This is a genomic window from Thalassoglobus polymorphus, from assembly GCF_007744255.1.
In the GTDB taxonomy this organism is placed as follows: Bacteria; Planctomycetota; Planctomycetia; order Planctomycetales; family Planctomycetaceae; genus Thalassoglobus; species Thalassoglobus polymorphus.
In genome coordinates, this window is record NZ_CP036267.1 from 200,520 (window position 1) to 224,257 (window position 23,738).

The window sequence follows — 23,738 nt, forward strand, 5'->3', positions numbered from 1 at the left end:
TGGCGATTTGCTGGCATGCTACGGGGCCGACAAAGCGAGCCGGGCAATTTCGGCCGTTACGTCGTCGTTAATCTCGCCGGCTGGCTTGCGGTTTCCGCCGTCCCACGTGGGCATCATTGTCCCATTGCACGGAATGTCGTTGCTAGAATCAACAACGATGTCGGGCCGGGAGTGCTTGCACGCTGGCGAGGAGGTTAGCGGGATCCAGTTGGCTAAGGCTTGGGATCGGGTTAGAGATTATTGCCACAGCGGGGGCCGGGTTGACGTTTACGAGCTAACACCAGGAAACACGCTATCCAAGGCAGAAACGGCTTGGCTAGCCGAAGTTGCTGGCTATTTACTCAAAGATCGGGCGGAATACGACTACATCGGGGCGGGGTTCTCGGGCACGCGGATTCTAAGTGCGTTGCGATTATTTAATGCGAAAACAGACCGGCTATTTTGCTCAGAGCTATGCAGTTATCTCTTGCAGTCTCTCGGCCGGCTCAACCGTCGCAATCCTTCGCGTCATTCCCCGGCCCGGCTATTACGCGAATTGGTACGAACTGGCGTCTATCGCAAACGGGTTGCGTTAGGCTTGCGGCACTGTAAATGAAGGGAATGAGTATGCGAAGTTCAGGTTTAGCGGCGGCATTCGGCCGGATCACATTAGGCCACGTCGTGGCGGCTATTCTTGCCGTTATGGTGGCATCAAGCACCAGCGAAGTTTTCGGCATGGGGCCGGGCGAAGTTTCGCCGGCACTTGTTAAGTGTCATTCGCCTGATGGCGGTTTGTGCTCCGGCGTCGTTGTCGATCCGTCTGGAGTCGTCTTGACGGCCAAGCATTGCGGGGCTGACGATACGATTGAAGTCGTCTTGCACGGGACGCAGGAGCGACTCCAGGCGGTTAAAATCATGGAGGACGGGCCACCGGAAGGGGCCGTCGCGTATCGGCTTCCGGCCGGCAAGTATGATTTCTATCCGGTCGGATCGGGACCACCAAAGACAGGTGACGAAGTCTATTCTATCGGCTATCCGTCCGGCCAGTTCGCCTACGGCAGCGGCACGGTTATCCGGGACTCTCTAGCGTCCACAAGCTGGGCGGAAGGTTTATTTTTTCAGAACATCACAGACCTAACGGCATCGCCTGGATGGAGCGGCGGCCCGCTATTCAATTCCAATGGCGGCGTGATTGGATTATGCAGTAACGGCGGGGAAGGTTATACAGCGTTTGTGTCGTACGGCTCGATTGTGAGAACGTACTATCAGGCCATTACGCAAGGTTCGAAAGTGGTTGTTTTCACGTTGCCAGACAAGCAATGCGGGCCATGCGACCGGCTAAAAAAAGCGATTGACGACGGGCAATTTCCCGGCTACAGCTTCCAGGTTGTCACGTATCGGGACGGCGTAGGGTTCGATGATGAAGAATTGGCGGCGGCTTTCTCTCAAGAGTGTCCATCGGCGGCCGGGAAAGGCTTCCCGATTATATGGGTTCCTGGATCGGGGCCGAATGGGTACCAAGCTGGCTATCAGTCGAGGCGGCCGGTTATGGCGTTTTTGGAACGGGTTGCAAATCTCGTAATTCACGGACCGCAACCGAAGTTCCGGCCGGGGGGAATTCAACCACAGCCGGATCCAGTCAGCATTGACACGGAAGCTATTCAAGAGAACGCCAAGCGAGCGGCGGCCGAAATGGTCAAGACGCTCGAAACGGAGTTGCAGGAGCTTCGCGAACATCTTGGAAACGCAAGAGGCGAGATTGAAACACTCAGGGCAGAAGATGCCGGAATCCTAGAAAAGATTCAAGCGGTTTCCGCGTTGCGAAACGAAGCTAAGGCCGGGAAAGAATCGGTCATTGCAATCAGGGAAGCGGCTAGCCCGCTATCTGTTCTCGGCCTACTCGGCGGGATTGTCACGGGCATCGTACGGCGTCGATGGGGGGTTGCATGAGCAGTTTAATCGCAACGGTGGCATTTTGGGCTATTGGCGTTTTCGCCGGTGAATTCACGGACGCGGCGGCGTCCAAGCTTAACCAGTCGGCCCGCAACGGTTTGAGAAGCTGGCTAGACAAGACGACGAAAAAAGGCAAGCGATGAACCACAGCACTAGAATTTCACTGTTTCGAAACTTGCTCGGCCACTTGCGGGCGGGCGGGCCGAGCCGTCGAACCATGTTCGAGGTCGGGGCAGTCCTGGAAGCTATGGGGTACAGCGTTGGCGAGTTGCAGGACGTTCTAAGAAGCACGCGGCCGGATCAATTGGCGGTTCAGCTTGCCGACTCTTTTGAGTTTCCCGGCGATGAATACGACGACATTGAAACAGGCCAAGGCAAAGGCGGGCAACCGGGGGGCGATGATTCCGAAACTGGCGAGAATTCTGAGGAATCGGCCAGGATTGAGGGAGCTACCCCGGTTGCCGTTTTGGGATTGCCGAAAACGATTGTCGAGGTCTTGCAGGCTTCCGGATATCTGGAAGTTGAGCAAGTTTCCCGCAATTCAGCGAACATTGAGGACGTCAACGGCATCGGGCCGGCATCCGCAAACAAGATCCGGGAAGCCCTGGACGACTATTATAAGAAACTCAAGGGGGGATTAGATGCGACCGTTTTTTGATTGGCTATTGGTATCGCTTATTTGCTTCACGTCATACGAGCTTGTCGACGTTGACGAGTGCCACTATTGCACTGACGAAGTTTACGGCAAGAAAGGCGGAAAGCGGCTTTGTCTTGATTGCTATCGGTCCGAATGATTGAGCCAATCCTAGTTGGCTTCGTCCAATTCTTTTACATCCTATTGCTAGGGCTGCAATCCAGGTTTGTGCGAGACGGGCAGAAAGTTCACGCGGCAATCACTTCGTTTTTGCTCGGTCTTTCTGTCTTATTCGTACAACCGGCAATCATCAGGGCGGCCATTCTGGAGCCGTCAGCAGACGTTTTGATTGCGTTCGTAATTGCCGGCCCGGCCGGAATTTGTGCGGGAATGTTCTTACATGACAAGTTTTTCTGCAACAGTTGAACACCTATGGAACTTTCGCGGCGTGTGGGGGTTTCCGGTTCTCGCGTTGGCGTTGGCTATTCTTATTGAGGTTGCACGTTGATGGATTTAGGTTTGCCCAGGCTACCCGACACCGGAAGCCGTACACAATTCGAAACAGGGGCCGTACGGGATGCGGCGGCCGGAAAGGGGCTTCCATCGGCCATTCCGTACGTGGCGATCCAGAAGCTTGCGCAGCGTTACGAGGACGGCCGGGCAAAGTATCCCGACGATCCGGAAACGGGCCGGCCGAACTGGCAAAAGGGTATCCCGCTTTCAAGGTTTCAAGATGCAATCGTCCGGCATTCCTACCAGTGGGCAGAAGGCGACCAGTCTGAGGACCATTTAGGGGCCGTTCTATGGAATGCGGCCGGGGCGGCATGGACAGAGCAGGAAATTAACGCCGGCCGCTTGCCGGCCGATCTCGACGACCTACCACACCGAAAGCGTTGACACATGGCACGCGTTTTGATCATCGGCGACACTCATTGCCCCGGAATGTTGCCGGGTTATCCGAAGTTCCTGGAGTCGATCTATAAACAGTGGTCTTGTGATACCGTTGTTCACATCGGCGACCTAGTAGACTGGCACGCCATCAACTTTCATGGCAAGCAGCCGGAAACGCATAGCGTTGATCAGGAAGTGAAGGAAGCCCGCAAGCAGGTGGCCCAGCTCGGCCGGCTATTTCCAGAGGCTCATTGGCTAACGGGCAATCATGACGCATTGCCGGCAAGACGAGCGGAAGCGGCCGGGCTTCCTAGCGACATTCTTCGAGGCGACACCGACTATTGGAATCTTCCAGGCTGGCAAGTCTATCCGCGTTACGACTCTCTCACGCTTGACGGCGTTTTGTATTCTCACGGCGAAACAGGAAGCCAGGGCCGATACGCGGCCACGAATCAGGCAAAAGAGAATACGTGTTCAACCGTCATTGGGCACTTACACGGAAACGCCGGCGTCAACTTTTTAGCGAACCGAGCCCGGCGAATGTTCGGGCTTTCCGTTGGCTGCGGAGTGGATTGGAGACAACTTCAGTTTGAGTATGGTCGGAAGTTTGCACGCAAGCCGTTAATCGGTTGCGGCGTTGTCCTGGATGGCAGTTACGCATATTGGGAACCGGCAAATCTAACATAACGGAACGCAATGAGCAGTTGCAGCAAAGACGAAGCGTCAAATAATTGGCACGCAGAGAACCGGGCAGCGTCTCAAGATGTCTTTCTAAACTTCAAAGCAGCATTGACACGCGGGCCGGTTGAACCGCAACGCCGGGCCGATTGTAAGTTTGATTTTCTTTCATTCTGCGACCATTACGGCGGGGAAGCGTTTAGCTTGCCATGGTCGAACGCACACAGGCGGGCGGCCGAGTTGATTCAATCGGCGGCCATCAATGGCGATCAATTCGCGTTCGCGATGCCGAGAGGCTCGGGGAAAACAACCGTCAGCCGTTGGGCCGTTGTCTGGTCTGTTCTGTATGGCCATTCTCCGTACTCCGTTCTCATTGGAAAAACGCAAAACTCAGCACAGAAATTGCTGAAATCTCTCAAGTCGTCTTTTCGTTTCTCAGAGCCATTGTTTGCAGATTTCCCGGAAATCATTGCACCATTGCGGCACTTGAAAGGCGAAACGCGAAAAGCACAGGGCCAGAAGTTCCAAGGCGAGCCGACAATGATCGAATGGGCTCAAAATCAAGTCGTCTTTGCATACTTGCCCGAAAGCTACATCAAAGAGGCCCGGCTCAAGTTTGGCGACGACTACGGGGCCGGCTGCGGTTCGATCATTGACGTGTGCGGCATTGAAGGGGAAATCAGGGGCCGGCAATACGAGCGGCCGAGCGGGGCCATTGTGCGGCCTACACTGGCAGTCGTCGACGATCCACAAGACCGGGAGTCAGCGAAAAGCACCGGCCAGTGCGACGAAAGGGAGCAGGTTATCAAGGCCGACGTGCGATATCTTGCCGGGCCGGATCGTGCAACGGGCATCGTCATTCCCTGTACGGTGATTTACGAAAACGACGTTGCCGATAGGCTTCTGAATCGGAAAGAGAATCCAGAGTTTCAAGGCGAGAAAAGCCAGCTTGTGGAAGCGTTTCCCGGCACAGGGCTAAGCGAGCCGGAGCAACGGGCAACTGATGCGCTTTGGCAAGAATATCGACGGATCCGAAACGAGAGCTTCGAGAATGGAAACAAGGGCGTTGAATCGTCTGAGTTCTATTTAGAGAACCGGCCGGCCATGGATGCCGGATCGAAAATGAGTTGGCCCGAAAGATACTTTGCCGCTAAAGGCGAGATCTCGGCCGTTCAACATGCCATGAATCTGTTTTTCAGCGATGAAATGGCATTCATGGCGGAATATCAGAACAAGCCATTGCGGACAACGGAGGACGAAACAGCGGCTTTGATTCCGCAAGAGGTAGCCCGGCGATTATCCGGAGTTTCTCGCAATCGAATCCCCGATTCATTGAACCGACTTACGGCATTTATTGACGTTTCAAAGGATGTTCTTTGGTACACGGTCACGGCGTGGGGGCCGGGCTTTACCGGCTCGATTGTATCCTATGGGGCGTTCCCGGATCAGCCGGCGAATCACTTCACATTATCGACGATCAAGAACACGCTAGCGGAAGGATCGGCAGCGGCCGGGGAAGGGGCCGGTCTTGAGTCGTCTATTGCTTGGGGCTTGCGAGAATTAACGAGTGACATACTCGGCCGGGAATACCTTACAGAGTCAGGCGACCCGCTACAGGTCGAATTGTGTCTGATTGATACAAACTGGAATCAGTCAACGGAAGTCGTCAACGCGTTTTGTCGACGGTCTCGGTTCAAGGGGATCCTCTACCCGTCCAGGGGACGGGGCGTCACATCTCCAGACGATGCACTTGTTAGCCCAAAAACTAAGCCGAAGCCCGGCGAAAGACGCGGCCAATGGTGGAAGCTTCTTCCGTCCAGGAATAACGGCGGGCGTTATGTCTTGTTTTCATCGAATCATTGGAAAACGTTTATTTACAATCGGCTTAGCGTTCCAGTCGGCGAACCGGGGGCATTGAGTCTTTATCAGGCGAACGCATCGGCCCATAAGATGCTAGCCGAGCAATTAACAGCCGAGCGATGCACTCGGGTAACGATCAAGGGCGAAACACTGGACAAGTGGAATGAGATTCCAGGGCGAGACAATCACTTGTGGGATTGTGTTGCAGGTTGTGCGGTCGGGGCGTCCATGTTGGGCGAGAAATTAACGGCCACGGCACCACCAAAAAAGGCAGTGAAAAGACGTAAACGCAGGCGTGTTAGTAACTTGCTGTCCTAGTGTCATATTTTTGCATAGGGGTATAAGAGGCGAACACAATGAGTGAAGAAACGAGCATTGATAAAATTCTGAAAACAGGCGTCAAAAAAGTCACGGTTGACGGAGTGGCCACGGAGTTTCATGACCCGGACACGCTTAACAGGCAGAATCGGCGAAACGACCCAAACGCAAAGAAGCGGCGTCCAGTAGTCTCTAGTATTAACCTTTCAGGCACATAATGGAAACAGTCGTTGACGTCTGCGGGGTTGGCCTAGATTCCGAGCCGGCAAAGCTTGAGTATGATGCAGCGAAAGGCGGGAATAAACGCCGGCCGTTTTCGCCGGTATTGCGTCACGAAGATACCGTTTTGCCGATCCATAAGCGGAGAACCGTTAGCGGTGGAGTTCGCGGATTGCGTCGCAATCTGTCTATTCTCGATTGGGCTATTCGGCGTCACCTGGATTACACGACTCAATTTCACTTGCAGAGTCAGAGCGGAAATGATGCGTTTGACGAATTGTTTGAGCAGTGGTTCCACGGCGTTTCACAGCCGGAATCTTTCGACGTTCGCGGCCGGTTCGGCTTTGACGAATACTTGAGAACGCTTGAAGCTTGTGCGGTCATTGACGGCGATTGTGGTTCCATGAAGCTTGCCAGCGGTCACGTGCAGGCTATTGAAAGCGATCTCATTAAGAATCCGGCTGATGGCGTCTATCGCGGTCGGTGGATTAACGGCGTACGCGTCTCTAATTCCGGGCGTCACTTGGCGTATGCGATCCACAATAGAGGGGCTGGCGGGAATGGTTACGAGTTCAACCGAATTGTGACGAATTCGCGTCTATTCCTTCACGGATATTACAGTCGGTTCGATCAAATTCGCGGAATCAGTCCGTTAGTTTCGGCTGTTAATGATTTTCAAGATATCTACGAAGGCAAAGAGCTAGCATTTGCGAAAATGAAAGTCAATCAGCTTTTCGCGTTGGCTTTCTATCGCGATGCCGACGAATCGGCCGGCGATCTCTCTAGTCAAGGCGACGACGAAGAACCGTCCGGCTATGATGTTAATTTCGGGGCCGGCCCGGCGTTATTGGACATGGAGCCAGGGGACCGGGCGGAATTCCTGGAGAGCGATTCACCGGGCGTTAATACTCAAGAGTTCTTACAGCTTGTTATACAGATTGCGTTGAAGGCTTTGGACATTCCATTTTCGTTCTTCAATGAGTCGTTTACAAACTTCTTTGGTTCGAAGTCGGCATGGTTGCACTATGAGCGTTCATGCGTGAACAAGCGAGCCCGCAATCTACGCTGGGCGTACGATTGGATGCTATGGCGGTTTCGTCTCGCGTTAATTCGCGGAGAGATCACGGCACCGGCCAGCATTATCCGAGAGGCTTATCAGGGCCGGAAACTCTGGTTTGAGTTCGTTCCCGTTGGGATGCCCTGGTGGGATCCGTCCAAAGAGATCAAGGCTGATATCATGGCCATTCAGGCGGGGCTTAACAGTCCGCAAAGAGTTTGCCGGCAGCACGGCATTGATTTCTATGAGATTCAGAAACAGCGAAAGAAAGCGTTTGAGTATTCCGAAAAACTCGGCGTTCCTATTGTCTTAGAGGGAAATTCACCGGATGTTACTAGCGACGATCCAGAAGGCCGAGAGTGAACTACAGATTCACATTTATGACGCAATCGGCAAGCGTCCAGACGGTTCCGGCGTCTCAATGGAAGATGTCGTTAAGCAATTGAAGGCGAACCGGGAAGCGGAAACGGTTCACGTCAGAATCAATAGCGGCGGCGGCTACGCTTGGGAAGGTTTCGGGATCTATAACGCATTGCGAGACGATCACCGATTTGTTCGCGTTACGATTGATTCACTGGCGGGCTCGGCGGCTTCCGTCATTGCGATGGCCGGCGATCACGTGGCAATGTTCGAGACGTCCGGCATTATGATTCATAATCCCTATTCGACGGTCCGAAACGGGCGTAAGAAGGATTTTGAATCGGCGATTCAGCAATATGAAACGCTGCAAGGCAATTGCGTTCTCGCGTATCGCGAGAAGACGAAACTAGATGATGCAAAGCTTGCCGAGCTAATGGACTCAGACACCTACTTGAATGCTCAAGATGCGTTGAAGTTGGGGTTTTGCGATGAGATTTTGACCGGGCAAAAGCGGAGCCCGGTTCAATTGGACGTTTCTTTTCTCTCGGCTGATTCCGAGAGTTTTCAGCAGGCCGAAAAACTTCAGGCCGTTACTACGAAAGATCAAAAAGTTATGACCGAAGAACGTAAGACTGAAGGGTTTGACCTGGACGAATTCAAGAAGTTCAAGGCCACTTTCGGAGCCGAGGACGCGGCCGAGTACGTGGAAGCCGAAATGAGCTATTCGGACGCATTGGCAAAGCACGTCGTCAAGCAAGGTGAAGCACTGGCAGCGGCAAACAAGGCATTGGCAGAAGCCGAGACCAAGTCTAAGGAATTGCAGGCGTCGCTAGCGGCCCTGGACGTCGACGGGGAAGACAGCAGCGTTGACGGAGGCGACACGGACGCGGACGACGACGACAAGCCGAAATGCTGGGCTGATATCGTCAAGTTCAAGTAAGCAGTAAAGCGGCACGGCTCACAGACTTTTCAAGCAACCTACCACACAGCTTTTGAGAGGCTTTTTCTATGGCACAGGATTTTCTAACTCTTACCGATCTCGCCAAGATCAATGATTTCAACGTTCGAGATCTCGGCGTTACCGATTTGCTGAATGATGCTCCTTTCTTCTCGACACTGGCGGCGGCCGTTGCGACAAACGGAACGACCCATAAATACGTCGTGCAAGACGGAGCCCCGGCCGTTGGCTTCCGTGACATTAACGACGGGATTGAAACGGACAAGTCAGAGAACAAACAGGTCACTGTCACGTTGAAGTTGCTTGACGCGTCGTTTGGCGTTGATATCGCTTTGGCTGACGGCTTCCGGGGCAACATGGATAACGGCGGCGGCCGAGAGGCTTACATTGCACGTGAAGCCAGAGCCCACTTGAAGGAAGCGTTTTTTGTTGCCGAACAACAGTTCATCAACGGAACGAACAACAAAAACGACGGCTTTGCGGGGCTGGCTGACGTCCTGGATGCTCTTGAGAATGCAATGGTGTTGAGTGCAGCCGGCACCACGGCCAATACAGGATCGTCCGTCTACCTAGTGCGTACTGGTGACGATCAGAAAGACGTTCAGGCGATTATCGGTAACGATGGAAAGATCACGCAGGACGAAACGTTTTCGACCAAGGCGGAAGGCTCGGCGACCGGCCATTATACGGAGCTTTGGACTCCAATCATGGGATGGCTCGGCGTTCAAGTCGGCTCGGCTCATTCCGTTGGCCGTATCTGCAACCTGACAGCCGATGCGAACAAGGGCTTGACTGACGATCTTATCTATGACTCTCTGGAGACGTTCCCGGCTTCGCGACAGCCGAACGTCATTGTGATGAATCGCCGATCTTTGGGGCAGTTGCGGAAGAGTCGCACGGCCACAAACCAGACCGGAGCCCCGGCACCACGTCCAACGGAAGTTGACGGAATTCCGATTGTCGTGACGGATGCGATCAGCAACACCGAAGGCATTATTGCCCCGGCGTAAGCTTAACGCGGAGTAGCATTCACGCGGGCCGGGTTTCGGCTCGGCTCGCGTTCTTTTCTCTGAGTGGTGTTTTCTATGAGTTTATGGCACGGGGCAATTCAAGCGGCACTAGATGCAAACCAGGAAGTCACGGGAAGCGATTCCGTTACATACTTGGCAACGCCGGCTGATGATCCGGTCGAACTCCACAAGCCGACAAAAACGCTTGAGCCGAGATTTCTAAACTACCAGGAAAAGCTAGCACTCGAAACAGAGGTTGTTGACTGGATCGTCAAGGCGAGCGATTTCATTTCAGGTGGTTCATTTATTGCCCCGAATGAAGGGGCCGAGATCATTGACAGTAGCGGCACAATGCAAAAGGTTTACAGGGTATCGCGGTTCGAATCAGAACCGGCTTGGCGTTACCTGGACGCGTCCGAATCGCACGTAAGAATTCACACCGTTTTATCCTTAGAGGTTTCGTCTTGAGTGCTCCAGACTTAAACGCGGTGAAGCTTATTACAGCAGCACTAAAGGCTGATGAAACTCTCGGCAAGGCGGTTGACGTCATTCGAGGCCACAGGCCATCTATTCAGGGAAAAACGTTGACGTCAAAGCCGTTGATTGTGGCTTGTCCTGGTGGACGAAGCAAGGAGTCAGCGAGCCGAAACAGTTCGACCGTCACGGCAATCGTTTACGTCGGGATTATGGCAAAGCTTAGCAGTGGTCAAGGCGTCCGGGATGAGATTGCGGACGATCTCGCAGAGCTTGAAAGCTTGATTGATTTCAGTGAAGAGCTAGAGCGGTGGTTCTTACCCGATTCCGGGCAGGGCCGGAACTTTGCCGGGCCGTCTGGAAACTATACCGTTGTCGACCCGCTAACCACGGATCCAGCATATGACCCGGACGAAGCCGAGCGAGGCCGGTTCTTGTCGGTTATTCAGGTCCAGCTAGAAGAGTTGCGGGCGTGACGATTGATCTCAAGAGTTACCAGAAAAACTATTTCCTTGACCGGGCAGCGGTTAAAGATGCAGTTCTTGCCGGCAAGATTCGATCACTAAAGCGGGGCGGCGGGCTAGTCCGTACCATTGCCCGGCGTTCCATTAAGAAGTCGCGGCGGGTTGCTCTCTCGGAAATGTCGCCACGCTCTCAGGCGATCTTCAAGAACAAGCAAAAGAAGTATCGGGCACTCAAACGAAAGGGCAAGGCCGGGCCATACGGACCACCAAAGCGGCCCTACAAGAAAGCCGAGCCCGGCGAACCGCCACGAAGCCCGAGCGGCTTCCTAAAGAGGTTTCTTTTCTTTGGCTACGACGTCCCAAATGAAGAGGTGATTATCGGGCCGATCCGGTCTAAAACGGGCACGGTCCGACACCTGGAGCATGGGGGCCGGGCAACGTTACCAAACTCGCGAGGGCGGCGGGTTCCAATGACATTCAAGGGCAATCCGTTCATGAAGCCAGCGTTAAAAACGGCGGCCCCAAACTTACCAGACCAGTTCAAGAACTCTATTCGATAAGGAACTAAAGAACTATGACCGCACCAACAGCAGTACACCGGGGATACTTCGAGAAGATTTATATTGACACGGCTGATGATTGGGACACCCCAACATTTGTGGAGATCGAGGAAGCGGAGGACGGTCAGTGGAGCGTCACGCCGAAAAGCGAAACCGTCATGCTGAAGAAGCACGGCGGAATTGAACGGGAAATTCCCTACGGGGCGGCAATTGCCGCATCGTTCAACGTTAAGGCGTTGCCGGTTGGCTATTTGTCGTCGCGTGCGTACTACGCCAAACTACGTGATGCGTCATTGTCCGGGGTTCCAGTCTTGTTACAGATGGCAGACGGCAATCCGTCAGGCGCCGGCGTTGAAGTTCTTAAAGCGTGGTGGACGGTTACATTCAGCAAATCGGCACCGTCCGGGGGAACCGTTGACGTGTCTATCACTCTTGCACCGTCTGATTCACCAGCGGGCGAATCGCCGGAAATTACCGTAACAGAAGGCCCTTAAAGCACCGGCAAGCGTTCTTTTAACTTTCCTCTAAGCGGACGGCTATTCAATGGCAGGGTATAAGGATACGGCCGGCAATGAGCGATTCATTGAAATCGACTTGCCGGCCGTTGAAAGGGTTTATGATCGGCTTAATGTCGATTTGTACGATATCGGATCAGTCGGCCGGGCGGCTAGTTCGGTCCGGGAGTTCTTGCCGGTGATTCATTGCATTTCCTCACATGACGAGCCCTATGCGGAATGGTGGAAATTGCACCGGGGCGAAGCGGCCGACAATGCGATTGAAGCGACGTTGGAAGCCCTGGAGCTTTTTTACCCCCCGCATCTCTCGCGAATCATTCGAACAATGCGAATCCAGACAGGCGGGGCGATAGATGCGGCAATGAAAGCGGTGGAACAAGAGTTAGAGCAGACGTTTTCAAGCTTGCCGGGGCGTTGGGAATATCCCAGCTTGAAGGAATCACGCTTCGGAAACTTGTCTGGATGGCTCAAGGGCGTTTTCCGGAAACTGACAAGTTCCAGAAGCCGGTAAACGACGGCGGGAAACTTTCAGAGCTTCAAACGGCAATGGTAGGCAATGGCTAAAAACATCGAAGCGGGCGGGGCGTTTGTCCGCATTTTCACCAAAGATGGCGGACTCGACAAGGGTTTGACCAGGGCGGAAAACCGCTTGCGTATGTTCTCGCAAGTGTCGACCCGGACCGGCCAAAAACTCATTCGGACCGTTGCACCTATTGCCGTTGGTCTCTCGGTTGCTCTCAAAGTCGGGGCCGACTTTGAAGACCAGATGAGCAAAGTGAAGGCCGTCACGAGCGGGACGATTGCCGAGTTTGAAGCACTGAACGCAAAGGCTAAAGAGCTTGGCAGGACAACCAGCTTTTCAGCGTCTCAGGTGGCGTCTGCAATGGTCGAACTCGGCCGGGCCGGCTTTGACCGGTCTCAGATCGACACGGCCATTGCGGGCGTCTTGGCGTTGTCCAGGGCAACAGACACGGAGATCCCGGAAGCGGCTTCCATTGCCGGGGCGGCACTTCGTCAATTTAACCTGGAGGCGCAAGATTCCGACCGAGTCGTGGACGTCTTGGCGGCAACCGCTAACGGCTCGGCTCAATCACTGACAGACTTAGGGGAGGCATTAAAGCCGGTCGGGCCGATTGCTGCGGAATCCGGCGAATCCATTGAGGAAGTCTTAGCGGCAATAGCATTGCTGGCAAACAACGGCATCAAGGGCAGTCTTGCCGGTAACGCACTGGCAAGAGCTTACAAGAATCTTTCGTCAAGCTTGACGCAAAATAAGCTTGCAAAGCTTGGCGTGGATGCCCTGGACGCACACCGCAACATGCGGCCACTCGCGAGTGTTATCAACGACATTGCAAAAGCCACGGAGAATCTCGGAAGTGGCGACCGGCTCAACGCTTTTGAGGAGGTTTTCGGACGCGGACAGGCGGCGGCCCTGAAGCTTGCCGGCGGCGGGGCTGTCTTTGACGAGTTCTTGACGAAGCTGCAAGACCTTGACGGGCAGGTTTTCAAGACGGCCGAAGAAATGGACAACAATTTAGGCGGCTCATTTCGCCGGCTCAGTTCATCGGCAGAGGGGACGCTTATCGCGTTGAAAGACGCTACGGAAGTTGGCTCGCGAGAATGGATTGACGCCACGTCTGAAATGCTAGGCGTGACAACCGAATTCATTTCAGAGAATGAAGAGCTCATTATGGAAATCGTCCAGCTAGCGGCCGTTGTCGGAGCGGCCGGGGCGGCTTTGGTTACGTTGGGCTTGGCTGCGAACGTAACGGCCAGCGCAGTCGGAGGCGTCCGGGTTGCGGTTTTGGCACTGTCTAAGGCAATGACAATTCTGTCAAAAGCCAATCCTCAAATGATTGCACTAGGGGTAGCCATTGCGGCCATCGGGGCGGCTATCCTGGTTGCTCGGGGCCATCAAGCGGCGTTGAATAAGGAGATCGAAAAGAGCGTTGCGCTTGAGGAGAAACTGGCGGGAATCAAGGCGTCTGCAAATCAAAAATTCGTCCAGAAAACCCAGGGGATGGACAAGGATAAGGCGCTGGATGAGCTAAGGGCCGAAAAGGAGAGGCTTGAGAAAGACAAGTCGGCACAGGCGAAGCACTTGCGAAATGCCACAACATTCGCATCGGACGAAGAGTTAAAGGCTCACAGGAAGTCAATACCGTCTCAGGATCAGAGGGCGGCGGCGGAGTCAGAGAAGAAAATTCGAGAGGACCGGTTGCAATCCACAGTTGACGCACTGGCGGCCATTGACGAAGAGATTGCAAGGAGGGAGGCACAAGCGGACGAAGTTGAGCCGGAAGCCCCGGACGAAGAACCGTCAGGGAAAGCGAAAAGGCCCGGCTTTCAATTCCAGATCCCAGGAGCGGCTAAGGGCTTGCAAAGTGCTTTTTCTCCAATGCTCGGAGATCTCGCGAGAGGGGCGAAAGAGGCACACAATCAGGCCGTCAGGTCCACGGTTCAGAATGCCGGGATTTCCGGACTAAAAAAGATTTCGCCGGCTTTCGGCGTTCTCTCAACTATCGGCGGCCACTTGTCGAAATTCCGGGGCCATGAGGTTGAAGAACAGCTAGACGAGACGCCGGAAATCGTTGACGAGACAGTCAAGCGGGTTGCGTCGAATCAGTCTCTTGAGCTTGGGACCGGAGAGGCGCAAAGGATTATCGCGCAAGCGTTGTCGCCACGGGCAAGCAACGAGGAGAAAACGCTCAAAGTCCAGGAAGATATCAAAGTGAATTCTCAGATTTCGGCCGATCTCTTAGCACGCGTTGCCGATTATCTGGAAGCAAACGACATGGTTATAGTTAATAAGAAGGCGTAACATGAGACCGAAGGTTTTAAGCTTCGACCCGGCAACAGGCCAGACCGGTTCGTTTTCTACTCAGCAGGAAAGAACTAGGCTCTATGAGGCTCACGTTTCAGACCTGGACGGGGCAGAAGATGCACTGTATGAATACGAAAGTCTTTGCAATACGGCCAAGCACATCCGGCGAATGCAGCGTTAAGGGTGAAGCAGTTCACGACTCGGCAAGTTCTCAATGCACAAAAGGAGGGCGGAAAGGGCTGGAAGTTTCTCGTTAACGTGTCTTATTCGTCGTCAGTCGATGAGCCGGTCAAGGATATTCTATCCGTTCCAGCGTCGATCACGACAAGCACGGCAACAGTGAGACGGATCGTCACCACAGACCACGAGGGGCGTCCGTTGCTCAACAAGGCCGGGCAGCTTATCGAGGGCGTAGAGGATGAGTTTGACCTACTCGTTTTTGATATCACAAAGAACATTCCCGACCATTTGCCGTCATGGGTTGGGACGCACCGCAAGGCCATTAACGCCGATTCCGTCTCTATTGACGGCTTTCCGTGCTTGCCGAAAACGCTACAGGTCGGATCGTTCCAGGTTGGCGGCCGGCAATACCACGGGAAACAATCGTACAGGGCTGCGTCAATCAAGCTTGTTCACAACGAACAGACATGGGTGAGAACCTTACTGAATGCCGGCACGATGGAACTACGCTGGCAAGAGGTTCCGGGGCACGTTTATCCGCCGAAATACAAAGCCGTCTTGAGGCCTATTGTCGACGATGCCGGCGAAAATATCTCTAGCCCGCAATTACTCTCTAAGGATGGGGCAGCCTATCGAGTCGATCCACTTACCGGGAAAGTCGTACCATTCAATAAGCAAAAGGGGCTGTTCAGTGACCTATTGAAGATCAAGACACCACTAGAACCGAAAGAGATCGTAACGCTAGAGTATACACTAAAGAAACCGCGTCCATTCAATGGCGTTCTACCTATTCGATAAGAAGGCGATATAAATGAGTTTAATTGTGAATCAGTGGCGGGGAAATTCGCCAAGCGTACGACATACGGCAACCGTCACTGTCAATGATGCAGTTTTCGGGGCGTTGTATAAAGTCGACTTCGACGGCGTTGCGTCCGTTGAGACACGCGGTCAGGACGGGGACACGACGGCAACCATTGCGTCACGTCTTGCCGACTTGCTTGCAGGCGTTGCCGGCGTAACGGTCGACTATACGGCCGGGCAATCATCCATTGAGATCATGGGGCCGGCCGATGGCGTTACTATGGCTTCGAACATCACAGCCAGCAATCCGGCCGGATCATTCACCGAGAGGATACGGCCGGGCAAACTGGCGATTGATCAAGAGTTCTTGATTGCATTACCCGAAGACACCACGGGCGGAACGTTTACCGTTTCCGTAGACTTTGGTTCAGGATGGGAAGAGACGACAGGGCAGGCGTATAACGAAACGGCCGAGAATCTTGAAAGCGACCTGGACGCGCTGACGAGCGCAAGCGGCGGGGACTTCTCTGTAACCCTGGAAGCAACCGAGCCGAGAACTTACCGGGTGAAGGTTGGGGGAAGCTGGGCCGGCAAAAGCGTTGCGATCAAGGCAGACACGTCCGGGCTCACGGGGCTATCAACGGCGGCCGTCTCTCGCGCTCAAAGCGTTGGGGGCGATGCACCGGCCGTATGGAAAATCCGCCTTCATCAAGATTCGTCTGCCAGTACGTTAATCAACGTGCACATGAATGGTGTCGCTTATGCGACGCAGATTGCGAACGTGGTGAGTCAATCATGGTGGGATGAGCGATTGCCTGCAAACACAGTGTCTTTCGCTGGTGGTCAGGAGTTGCATTCGGGCGGCTCAATGACGTCTCACGCGGTGTTCTCTGTTCCGGCCGATGTGTCTATATCGTTTAGTGGGCCAGTGTCTGCCCAGGTTGACGAGTTGCAGGCGTATCAAGGCGAATCGCATGACTCATTTCAGATGTTTGACTTCACGGCGGGCACCACAGGCACGCAAACCGTCACTTGGAACGGTCACACATCGGGGGGCGGTTCCATGTCTCAGATAGCGTCGCTATTGCTCAGCCTTCCGAATATTAACACCGGGGAAATTCAGGGCTTCACGTTTGGTAGCGTCCCCATTTATGTCGTACAATTCCAGAACGGACTCGGAGGGGCGTTGCAACCGTTAATTCAGTTCGGCACCACAGACGCAGAATATCTCAGCGAGGGAGCCGGGCCAGTAAACGATATTCACGCGGTTACGATTCTCGGGGCAACAGGCGGCACGTTTCCGCTACAGGTTTCCGGGAAAGCCGAGACGACAGACATTGATTTTGCAAGCGACGACATTGACGACATTCAAGCGGCCATTGACGCAACACTCTCGGCCGGAGAAACGGTCACGGTCACGGGGACAATCAGCAGCTTCCAAATCGAGTACGGCGGGGACCTGGCGGAAACGACAATTCCACTCATTGCCATTGATGGAAGCGGATTGACGGGCGGTCAAGATGCTATTATCAGCGAGGCAGTCACGCCGGTTGCTGGAATCAACGAAATTCAAGCCGTCAACATTGACCCGACCGCAACGGGCGGAACTTATTCGCTAGTTAATGGCCAGCCGAGCATTGACATTCCCTACAATGACAGCTTGCCAAACATTGAAGCGGCTTACGAGGATTTGCCGGATATTGGGGCGGGAAATGTGTTTTTTGACGGTACGCCAAGGCGGCTACTCATTGAGTATATCGGGGCACTTGCCGGGCGTCCGGTCGACCTGGTAAAGATCAATCAAGACAGCTTGATTGTGTCCGGTCAATCGGCGTTGACAGTCTCGGTTGAGTCTCTGGCGGGATCGGCGAACCATTGGAATAGTCCGCAAAACTGGTCACTTGACCATGTGCCGAGAAGCGGGGAACTTGTCGTTCTGAAGGGACCGGCCGGCGATATCTTGCACGGCCTGGTGCAGGCGGCCGAATGCACTTTCAGCGGAACCGATATCGTTCTCAATCAGCCGGGCGATTTCATTGACGGTCAAGTTGTTCGCCTATCAACTTCCGATACTCTGCCAACGGCTCAAGATTCAGGCGGGGCCGTTGTCCTGGATGGCTCGGCCGATTATTACGTTGTTGCCATTGGAGTGACAGACAGCGGAAATCAGACAATCAAGATCAGTGAGACGGACAACGGCGAACCGGTTGAGTTTACGAACGCCGGAACCGGAACGCATCGAATCGGCGTAAGGCTTGCCGGCATTCGACAATTCGCATCGTATGCCGGGGCGATTGGATTCCCGCAATTCATTGACGGCGCATGGTATCCGGGACAACGTTATTTACAAATCGACCTGGAAGCCCCGTCAAGCAACGATCCAAACATTGAGTTAGGAATCGGGGACGGCAGCGGGTTATCACGCGGCTATTTTGATTTCGGCACAAGCCACGTTGATGCACGCGTTTTGAAGTCTCAGGGTTCCGGAGACGAGCCGGCCATTAACGTTCTGAATGACAACATTGACGAAAGCGAAGTTGTCGTTATCGGTGGCGTGTTCGGAGTGGGGAACGATCCGGCCCGTACGCCAAGTATGCGGCGTTTAATTGGCTTCGCCGGCCGGTCGATTGTCGGCAATGCGAACTTCTCACGGATCGAAAGCTATAACAATTCCGTAGAGTCTGCAATTTCTCAGGCATCTTCAAACATTGTTCAAGTCAGGGCTTAACATGGAAGCGAACGTTATTCATTCCGAAGATTGGCCGGCCGTTTCTTCTCTGATTCAGAGAGAACGGGCCGGTCAATTCGCCGGGCTCGGCAATGGTCCGGGCTCGGCAGTCGGGGCCGTTCCTACACGCTTTGCGGTCCTCACGAAAGAGGTCATTGACGGCGTGGCAGAAGCGGCCCTGATGATTCCATCGGAGCGATTCACTCAGGATGTGTTCACGCCGGATGGCTTGCCGTTCCATCTTACAATCGGGGAACGGGAAGGGGCCGGCGATGTCGAAAAGACCGGCGACCTACAGGCGGGAATAACTCGCCAGGAATTGCTTTCCGTCCTGGAAACAACATCACTGCAGGGGCAGATTGAGAGAGTCGAGTTTGACGGGCCACGGTGGAAAGTGGTTTATAAGTCGACACGGCCGGCCGGGGCTCGCATCTTGTCCGATCCGGATCAGGAGCGGCTTTTTGTTTCGGCGAATCACCTGGTTTCTGCCGGTGAGAAGATCCGCGTCAAGATTGATCTCATGACGGCCGGAGACATTCCAGCCGGAACTATGGTGCAGGTCGTGTCGGTTCCGGGGAAAGGCTGGGCAGTCACGGAGCTTGAAGAGTTCCAGGCGGCCGGTGAAACAACAATCATCGGAGGGGATCCGTATACGTACGCGGACGAATGCACTCGACAAATCTTGCCGGCTGGCGTTTCGAGCGATTGCCCGGCATGTGGGGACGACACGCCGGAAGGCTTTTCCGTCTCGTTTCCCGGGCAGTCTTCGCCAGAGTTCTTAAAGCTTCTGTATGCGGATTTGTCAGCACAAGACTCTGAAGGAATCGACACAAGCGACCCGATACAGAACCGGCAATCGTTGCTTCACGATGCGGGGAGCGTGTTCGAGTCTGACGCGTTCAACGATGGTTCGATGTATTGGCATATTGAGATTTTCGACAATGCCGATTCAGGGCCATCGGCCCGGTTGGAGCTATGCGGCACAGACGAAACAATCTATTCCGATGGTTTGAAAATCGTCTATTGGACGAAAGGCGTTTTTGATTGTCTCTCGGCGAATTCGTTGTCGCGAGTCAGCCACTTGAGTAAGGGCTCGGCAGCAATGGGCCGGCATGAGTTTCCGCCATGTGTCACAGTCACTCCGTTTGCTCATTCTTGTCGGCCGAAAAGCGGGGCGCACAATGCAGCGTTTAATTGCGTGGCGTATTGGTCTGCAATCCTGGACGGGCAAGAGCTTATTGCGGGGCCGGCCGTTAACGATCCGGATGACGGGGAACGTGATTGCGTTTGGAGCCCGTACGAAGCGGCCGGAACGTCAATGACGGTTGGCTTCTATTGGACCGGTATTGAATCACTGAATGTTGCAAGGCAGGTGAGATTCACGGCTGAGGTTGAAATCGTCCGGGGCGATGATCGGGCAACGTATCGGCTCACGCAACGGGGCGATGATCGGCCGTCTTGTTTCGGAATGACACTACAAAAAGCAACGGGAGGCGATACGCTTCCCGGGACAATCACAATCAGACCATGGCAGAAATAAAAATGAGTTTTCCATCTTGCAAGCACGCCGGCCGGACAATGACCGCAAAGCGTTTCTGTGGGCATTCACAGAAGCCCCGGATTGTCACAAAGGAGGATTGCAGCGCGTGCCCGTTTTCAGACACGCCGGCCAAGGCTAAGGGCCGGCCGTGCGAGAGCCGGGGCGATCAAGTATTGTCTCTTGCTTGCTCTTGTCCGAAGATTCACGCACAGGGCGTCTATAGTTGCGATAAGCACGGCCAGTGCGTGCTACAAACGGAAGACCGGAACATTGAGGGCGTGAAGTCATGCGAGTCGTGCAAGGCCCGGACGGAGCCGGCAGCCGAAGCCGTCAATGTTGATGAAATTGCAATCATTGCGGTTCACTTCAATCCGGAGAGGTATCACTTGCCGGTTCGGAATTACTTTGAGTGGCGGCATTCTCTCGGCCGAATGGAACGTAATTTGATTACGGTTGAGCTTTCGTTTGATGGCCATTTCACAATTCACGATTCCATCAAGTTGCACGGAGGGCCGTTGAATGTCCTATGGCAAAAAGAACGAATGATCAATATCGGCTTGCAACACTTGCCGGATCACGTCAAGTATGTTGCGTGGATTGATCACGACATGGTTTTTGACAATCAGAGTTGGCCGGAAGATGCCATCAAGCTTTTGCAGACGCTAGACGTCGTGCAGCTTTTCGAAACTATGACCTACCTGGACAACGGCCGAAGCGAGACCAGTACACGAATCGGAGCGGTTGCCGGCTATCTTGGGGAGGTGGACAAAAAGAACACATCCGCACCGGGCGGGGCGTGGATGGCTCGGCGTGATTACCTGGAGCGATGCGGCGGGATCCTTGACGACAACATCGTTGGGGGTGGCGACAACGTTTTGTGTGATGGATGGCTAGGGCGTCAGTCTCACTATATGCAGACCTACGCCGGCAAGCTTGCCGAGTCGGCCCGGTCGTGGCAGATGGAAGCCCGGCAAGGCTTCCGGGGCGTTGGCTTCGTTCCAGGGGACGCCAAGCATTTATTTCATGGCGGAAAAGCAAACCGTCAGTATATGACACGGGCCGGAATTCTCAGGCGTCACGATTTCGATCCGTCGAAAGATCTGGTGATAGACTCGGCGGGGCTTTGGTCATTCCGTCCGGGACATAAGGAGGACATGCAAAAAGAAATCGCCGAATACTTCGCCGGCAGAAAAGAAGATGATTTCGCTTGACTGCTGTTCATTCGTGCAGTATCTTTTTCCCTGTTGGCGTATTGGCATGAAAACAATTAAGGCAACCGGCGATGACTGCCCAAAAAGACAAGCACACTTCTGACGCAACGAAACCTGGACGGTGTTTTGCGCTCGCGTTGAGGCGTGAACATGCTTCCCGCTTTCATGCGGTCTGTCTCAATATCTCCTCTTAGAGATCAAGCCCTTCTAGCGATCTCGCGACAATAGCGGCACACACAACGATGGTCAGTGTCTTCACCGCAAAGTAAGTCTGGTGAGTGACATATTCGAGACCTTGCGTGCCAGAAATGAACGCGTATAGCTGATAGACTGTCAGCATTTGTACACACACCCAGGCAAGCTTGTAGAACTTGAGTGACTCCTCTTGTGAAGGTGGGCTCGGTATTTCTGGGAGTTGCATTGGTTCTTCACTCACTGTTTCCGACATGGGCAAGGTGACAATCTGGCGGCACTTTGGGCACGTCGGATTGTCTTTCACTTTTTCGAGATCAATTCTCAGCTTTGCCCCACAATCACACTCAATTGAGACATCCTTAGTCATGTTTATGGCCCTTAATTCCAAGTTGCTTTTCAGCAGCCTCGTCGAGATATTTTCTCATCCAGACAGTAATTGGAATGCGTTCTTTTTTCGCGGCCTTTTCCCATGTGTCTCTCTGGGCTTCGCTTTCGCACGTCAGGTTGATTCGTGGACTACTCATTTAGGCAATATCATCAGAATGGTAATAATTACACAACTCGGATTGACACGGGGCGTGTTAATCCGTAACTTCGTGACACGTGGACTCAAGCCCGCCAGCCGGTTCGCGATCAATTTGAATCAATCAGGGCCTTCCCTGATCTTGCCCATTCAATGGCTGGCGGCATTGGATGGGTTTTTTTGTACCTTGTTTTCTTAGCGAAAATAGTGGCTGAAGATACCACATGCCACAAAAAAAGCCGGATCGGCTGTAACCAATCCGGCTCATAGTACCAATCGCAACCTACCACAGTTATCGAAAGGCCATGTCATTATGGTTCACGATGAAGATACGTCAATACAAATCTTGCAAGTTTTAGAACGTTTCGCGAAAGCAGCCGAAGGGATCGAGGGGAAACTAACGCCAAAAGTGGAAAAACACCCACTTGACGAACTCAGCCGGGAAGAACAGGCGATCATTTTGCTAGTTCGCGGAACAATCAAGACTAAAAAGCAGGCAGCAGAGATATTCGGCGTGACGCGACAGGCCATTCAGAAATGGTCAATCTTCTGCAAGACGTTTAATTCCCTGAAGGCTCACGAGAGAATAGGAAGCGTCCGGCTCGGAACGAGGTCAAGCAATGGCACGGTCGACGGAATTACGGGTAACGGTCTCTAAGCGAGGCGACCGGGGCAAGTTTATTTTGCGTCACATCTCGGGGGGCCGAGTGAAGCAAACGCGAACCATTGAGGCCGCACACCGTCCGGAAGCGGAACGGATGGCGGCCCGGTGGGAGGCCGAGCTCTTTGAAGGCGTTTACAGGCCGGCGAATAAGACGACATGGAAAGAGCTTCGGGCGTCCTATTTTTCGTTGCATCTGTCAACGCTTTCAAAGGCAACGGCAGCGAAAGCACGGGCAACGTGCAACAGCTTTGAGCAGTCGCAACGGCCCGGCTTTCTATCTTCCATCACCGGCCGGGATGTTCTGGAATGGCAAGCGTTTCTGAGATCTCAGGGCCGGACCGAAAACACAGTCAAGAGCCATTCCAGGCACTTGAAAGCGTTCTTTCGTTGGGCCGTTTCGTCCGGCTTTGTTTCGGAAATGCCAGATGTGCCAATGCCTAAGCGGGCCACGGCCCAAAAGATGAAGGGCCGTCCGATCACTGAAGAAGAGAAAGACCGATACAGACACGCGGCGGCCGAGATTGTCGGCGAAGCAAGGGCGGCAAGCTGGCAGCACTTGATTGATGGCCTATGGTTTTCCGGTCTAAGGCTCGGGGAAGCTTGCCGGCTCACGTGGCACGAAAGCCCGTTTTGCGTCGATCTTCTCAACTATGAGCGGCCTATGTTCAGCATCGAGGCCGAAGCGGAAAAGGGCTTTCGCAATCGACTCTTGCCGATGTCGCCAGAGTTTTCGGAATTCTTAGGGGATCCCAAACCGGCCGGCTATGTCTTCAATCCGGCCGGCAAGAAAGGCCAACGGCCGGCGTTTGATTGGATTGGGAAGCAACTCGTCAAGATCGGGAGGGCGTCCGAAGTCGAGACGCAGCCGGGGCAGTTCGTCAAGCCCCATGATTTGCGGCGTTCGTTCGGCTTCCGTTGGTCTCGACATGTAATGCCGGCCGTTCTCAAGGAAATCATGCGTCACGACAGCATTGAAACGACGTTGAGTTATTACGTTGGGGCCAATGCCGAAGATACGGCCCGGACGATGTGGCGTGTGCACGAATCGGCCAAATAGGTAACCAAACCAGTAACCAGGGCCGAAAAAACGATTTCTCTCGTTTCTTTGAAATCCCCTAAGTGGCTTCCATTCAACGACTTGT

The 23,738-nt window shown here is 53.9% G+C and carries 25 protein-coding genes; 23 read left to right on the forward strand and 2 right to left on the reverse strand.

The features are described from left to right. Positions 1-15 precede the first annotated feature (15 nt). From Mal48_RS00685 to Mal48_RS00785, 21 genes are all read left to right on the forward strand, one after another. A complete protein-coding gene (locus tag Mal48_RS00685; protein ID WP_145195196.1) occupies positions 16-198 on the forward strand; it encodes a hypothetical protein in 183 nt (60 codons plus the stop codon). A gap of 402 nt (positions 199-600) precedes the next feature. Then, on the forward strand, positions 601-1,929 hold the full coding sequence (locus Mal48_RS00690; RefSeq protein WP_197441941.1) for a S1 family peptidase: 1,329 nt from the start codon (positions 601-603) through the stop codon (positions 1,927-1,929). A 142-nt stretch (positions 1,930-2,071) separates the two neighbouring features. Then, complete coding sequence (locus Mal48_RS00695; RefSeq protein ID WP_145195199.1) at positions 2,072-2,590, forward strand: hypothetical protein; 519 nt, start codon at positions 2,072-2,074, stop codon at positions 2,588-2,590. Between the two features lie 483 nt (positions 2,591-3,073). Next, positions 3,074-3,463: a dATP/dGTP diphosphohydrolase domain-containing protein gene (locus Mal48_RS00700; RefSeq protein ID WP_145195201.1), complete on the forward strand. Its 390-nt coding sequence runs from the start codon at positions 3,074-3,076 to the stop codon at positions 3,461-3,463. Between the two features lie 3 nt (positions 3,464-3,466). After that, positions 3,467-4,144, forward strand: a complete 678-nt coding sequence (locus Mal48_RS00705; RefSeq protein ID WP_145195203.1) for a metallophosphoesterase — start codon at positions 3,467-3,469, stop codon at positions 4,142-4,144. Between the two features lie 9 nt (positions 4,145-4,153). Continuing rightward, positions 4,154-6,313 carry a terminase gpA endonuclease subunit gene (locus Mal48_RS00710; protein ID WP_145195205.1) on the forward strand — a complete coding sequence of 720 codons (2,160 nt, stop codon included), beginning with the start codon at positions 4,154-4,156 and terminating at the stop codon, positions 6,311-6,313. 38 nt (positions 6,314-6,351) lie between these two features. After that, on the forward strand, positions 6,352-6,531 hold the full coding sequence (locus tag Mal48_RS00715; RefSeq protein WP_145195207.1) for a hypothetical protein: 180 nt from the start codon (positions 6,352-6,354) through the stop codon (positions 6,529-6,531). After that, on the forward strand, positions 6,531-7,952 hold the full coding sequence (locus Mal48_RS00720) for a phage portal protein (protein WP_145195209.1): 1,422 nt from the start codon (positions 6,531-6,533) through the stop codon (positions 7,950-7,952). The genes Mal48_RS00715 and Mal48_RS00720 overlap by 1 nt, the downstream gene beginning before the upstream one ends. Continuing rightward, positions 7,918-8,889, forward strand: coding sequence for a head maturation protease, ClpP-related (locus Mal48_RS00725; protein ID WP_145195211.1), 972 nt, complete (start codon positions 7,918-7,920; stop codon positions 8,887-8,889). The genes Mal48_RS00720 and Mal48_RS00725 overlap by 35 nt, the downstream gene beginning before the upstream one ends. Before the next feature lie 68 nt (positions 8,890-8,957). Further along, on the forward strand, positions 8,958-9,917 hold the full coding sequence (locus Mal48_RS00730; protein ID WP_145195213.1) for a major capsid protein: 960 nt from the start codon (positions 8,958-8,960) through the stop codon (positions 9,915-9,917). Positions 9,918-9,992: 75 nt separating this feature from the next. Then, entirely contained in the window at positions 9,993-10,385 is a 393-nt protein-coding gene (locus Mal48_RS00735) for a hypothetical protein (RefSeq protein WP_145195215.1), read from the forward strand. Continuing rightward, positions 10,382-10,867 (forward strand): hypothetical protein, encoded by a 486-nt coding sequence (locus Mal48_RS00740; protein WP_145195217.1) that lies wholly within the window; start codon positions 10,382-10,384, stop codon positions 10,865-10,867. The genes Mal48_RS00735 and Mal48_RS00740 overlap by 4 nt, the downstream gene beginning before the upstream one ends. After that, a complete protein-coding gene (locus tag Mal48_RS00745; RefSeq protein ID WP_145195219.1) occupies positions 10,864-11,415 on the forward strand; it encodes a hypothetical protein in 552 nt (183 codons plus the stop codon). Before Mal48_RS00740 ends, Mal48_RS00745 begins: the two co-directional genes overlap by 4 nt. A 14-nt stretch (positions 11,416-11,429) precedes the next feature. Next, entirely contained in the window at positions 11,430-11,909 is a 480-nt protein-coding gene (locus Mal48_RS00750) for a hypothetical protein (RefSeq protein WP_145195221.1), read from the forward strand. 49 nt (positions 11,910-11,958) lie between these two features. Next, positions 11,959-12,441: a hypothetical protein gene (locus Mal48_RS00755; RefSeq protein WP_145195223.1), complete on the forward strand. Its 483-nt coding sequence runs from the start codon at positions 11,959-11,961 to the stop codon at positions 12,439-12,441. A gap of 45 nt (positions 12,442-12,486) precedes the next feature. Beyond that, positions 12,487-14,751 carry a phage tail tape measure protein gene (locus tag Mal48_RS00760; protein ID WP_145195225.1) on the forward strand — a complete coding sequence of 755 codons (2,265 nt, stop codon included), beginning with the start codon at positions 12,487-12,489 and terminating at the stop codon, positions 14,749-14,751. A gap of 1 nt (position 14,752) precedes the next feature. Further along, a complete protein-coding gene (locus Mal48_RS00765) occupies positions 14,753-14,935 on the forward strand; it encodes a hypothetical protein (RefSeq protein ID WP_145195227.1) in 183 nt (60 codons plus the stop codon). Between the two features lie 158 nt (positions 14,936-15,093). Continuing rightward, on the forward strand, positions 15,094-15,732 hold the full coding sequence (locus Mal48_RS00770) for a hypothetical protein (RefSeq protein WP_231739815.1): 639 nt from the start codon (positions 15,094-15,096) through the stop codon (positions 15,730-15,732). Positions 15,733-15,745: 13 nt separating this feature from the next. Beyond that, positions 15,746-18,463, forward strand: coding sequence for a hypothetical protein (locus Mal48_RS00775; RefSeq protein ID WP_145195231.1), 2,718 nt, complete (start codon positions 15,746-15,748; stop codon positions 18,461-18,463). Position 18,464: 1 nt separating this feature from the next. Further along, positions 18,465-20,003 carry a hypothetical protein gene (locus Mal48_RS00780; protein WP_145195233.1) on the forward strand — a complete coding sequence of 513 codons (1,539 nt, stop codon included), beginning with the start codon at positions 18,465-18,467 and terminating at the stop codon, positions 20,001-20,003. A 245-nt stretch (positions 20,004-20,248) separates the two neighbouring features. After that, complete coding sequence (locus Mal48_RS00785; RefSeq protein WP_145195235.1) at positions 20,249-21,214, forward strand: hypothetical protein; 966 nt, start codon at positions 20,249-20,251, stop codon at positions 21,212-21,214. 190 nt (positions 21,215-21,404) lie between these two features. On the opposite strand, the gene Mal48_RS00790 is transcribed toward Mal48_RS00785, so the two are convergent. Both Mal48_RS00790 and Mal48_RS23035 read right to left on the reverse strand, forming a co-directional pair. Then, the gene (locus Mal48_RS00790; RefSeq protein ID WP_145195237.1) at positions 21,405-21,776 is read right to left on the reverse strand and encodes a hypothetical protein; all 372 of its coding nucleotides are present in this window, start codon (positions 21,774-21,776) and stop codon (positions 21,405-21,407) included. Further along, positions 21,769-21,933 (reverse strand): hypothetical protein, encoded by a 165-nt coding sequence (locus Mal48_RS23035; RefSeq protein ID WP_197441942.1) that lies wholly within the window; start codon positions 21,931-21,933, stop codon positions 21,769-21,771. Before Mal48_RS23035 ends, Mal48_RS00790 begins: the two co-directional genes overlap by 8 nt. Before the next feature lie 312 nt (positions 21,934-22,245). Between Mal48_RS23035 and Mal48_RS00795 the strand changes: the two genes are divergently transcribed. Both Mal48_RS00795 and Mal48_RS00800 read left to right on the forward strand, forming a co-directional pair. Next, complete coding sequence (locus Mal48_RS00795) at positions 22,246-22,590, forward strand: hypothetical protein (RefSeq protein WP_145195239.1); 345 nt, start codon at positions 22,246-22,248, stop codon at positions 22,588-22,590. A 100-nt stretch (positions 22,591-22,690) separates the two neighbouring features. Then, on the forward strand, positions 22,691-23,653 hold the full coding sequence (locus Mal48_RS00800) for a tyrosine-type recombinase/integrase (RefSeq protein ID WP_197441943.1): 963 nt from the start codon (positions 22,691-22,693) through the stop codon (positions 23,651-23,653). The last annotated feature ends 85 nt before the right edge of the window (positions 23,654-23,738 follow it).

Coding starts and splice junctions, on each gene's coding strand:
- Mal48_RS00685 (WP_145195196.1), top strand. CDS start 16: ATGCTACGGGGCCGACAAAGCGAGCCGGGCAATTTCGGCCGTTACGTC.
- Mal48_RS00690 (WP_197441941.1), top strand. CDS start 601: ATGAGTATGCGAAGTTCAGGTTTAGCGGCGGCATTCGGCCGGATCACA.
- Mal48_RS00695 (WP_145195199.1), top strand. CDS start 2,072: ATGAACCACAGCACTAGAATTTCACTGTTTCGAAACTTGCTCGGCCAC.
- Mal48_RS00700 (WP_145195201.1), top strand. CDS start 3,074: ATGGATTTAGGTTTGCCCAGGCTACCCGACACCGGAAGCCGTACACAA.
- Mal48_RS00705 (WP_145195203.1), top strand. CDS start 3,467: ATGGCACGCGTTTTGATCATCGGCGACACTCATTGCCCCGGAATGTTG.
- Mal48_RS00710 (WP_145195205.1), top strand. CDS start 4,154: ATGAGCAGTTGCAGCAAAGACGAAGCGTCAAATAATTGGCACGCAGAG.
- Mal48_RS00715 (WP_145195207.1), top strand. CDS start 6,352: ATGAGTGAAGAAACGAGCATTGATAAAATTCTGAAAACAGGCGTCAAA.
- Mal48_RS00720 (WP_145195209.1), top strand. CDS start 6,531: ATGGAAACAGTCGTTGACGTCTGCGGGGTTGGCCTAGATTCCGAGCCG.
- Mal48_RS00725 (WP_145195211.1), top strand. CDS start 7,918: ATGTTACTAGCGACGATCCAGAAGGCCGAGAGTGAACTACAGATTCAC.
- Mal48_RS00730 (WP_145195213.1), top strand. CDS start 8,958: ATGGCACAGGATTTTCTAACTCTTACCGATCTCGCCAAGATCAATGAT.
- Mal48_RS00735 (WP_145195215.1), top strand. CDS start 9,993: ATGAGTTTATGGCACGGGGCAATTCAAGCGGCACTAGATGCAAACCAG.
- Mal48_RS00750 (WP_145195221.1), top strand. CDS start 11,430: ATGACCGCACCAACAGCAGTACACCGGGGATACTTCGAGAAGATTTAT.
- Mal48_RS00755 (WP_145195223.1), top strand. CDS start 11,959: ATGGCAGGGTATAAGGATACGGCCGGCAATGAGCGATTCATTGAAATC.
- Mal48_RS00760 (WP_145195225.1), top strand. CDS start 12,487: ATGGCTAAAAACATCGAAGCGGGCGGGGCGTTTGTCCGCATTTTCACC.
- Mal48_RS00765 (WP_145195227.1), top strand. CDS start 14,753: ATGAGACCGAAGGTTTTAAGCTTCGACCCGGCAACAGGCCAGACCGGT.
- Mal48_RS00775 (WP_145195231.1), top strand. CDS start 15,746: ATGAGTTTAATTGTGAATCAGTGGCGGGGAAATTCGCCAAGCGTACGA.
- Mal48_RS00780 (WP_145195233.1), top strand. CDS start 18,465: ATGGAAGCGAACGTTATTCATTCCGAAGATTGGCCGGCCGTTTCTTCT.
- Mal48_RS00790 (WP_145195237.1), bottom strand. CDS start 21,776: ATGACTAAGGATGTCTCAATTGAGTGTGATTGTGGGGCAAAGCTGAGA.
- Mal48_RS23035 (WP_197441942.1), bottom strand. CDS start 21,933: ATGAGTAGTCCACGAATCAACCTGACGTGCGAAAGCGAAGCCCAGAGA.
- Mal48_RS00795 (WP_145195239.1), top strand. CDS start 22,246: ATGGTTCACGATGAAGATACGTCAATACAAATCTTGCAAGTTTTAGAA.
- Mal48_RS00800 (WP_197441943.1), top strand. CDS start 22,691: ATGGCGGCCCGGTGGGAGGCCGAGCTCTTTGAAGGCGTTTACAGGCCG.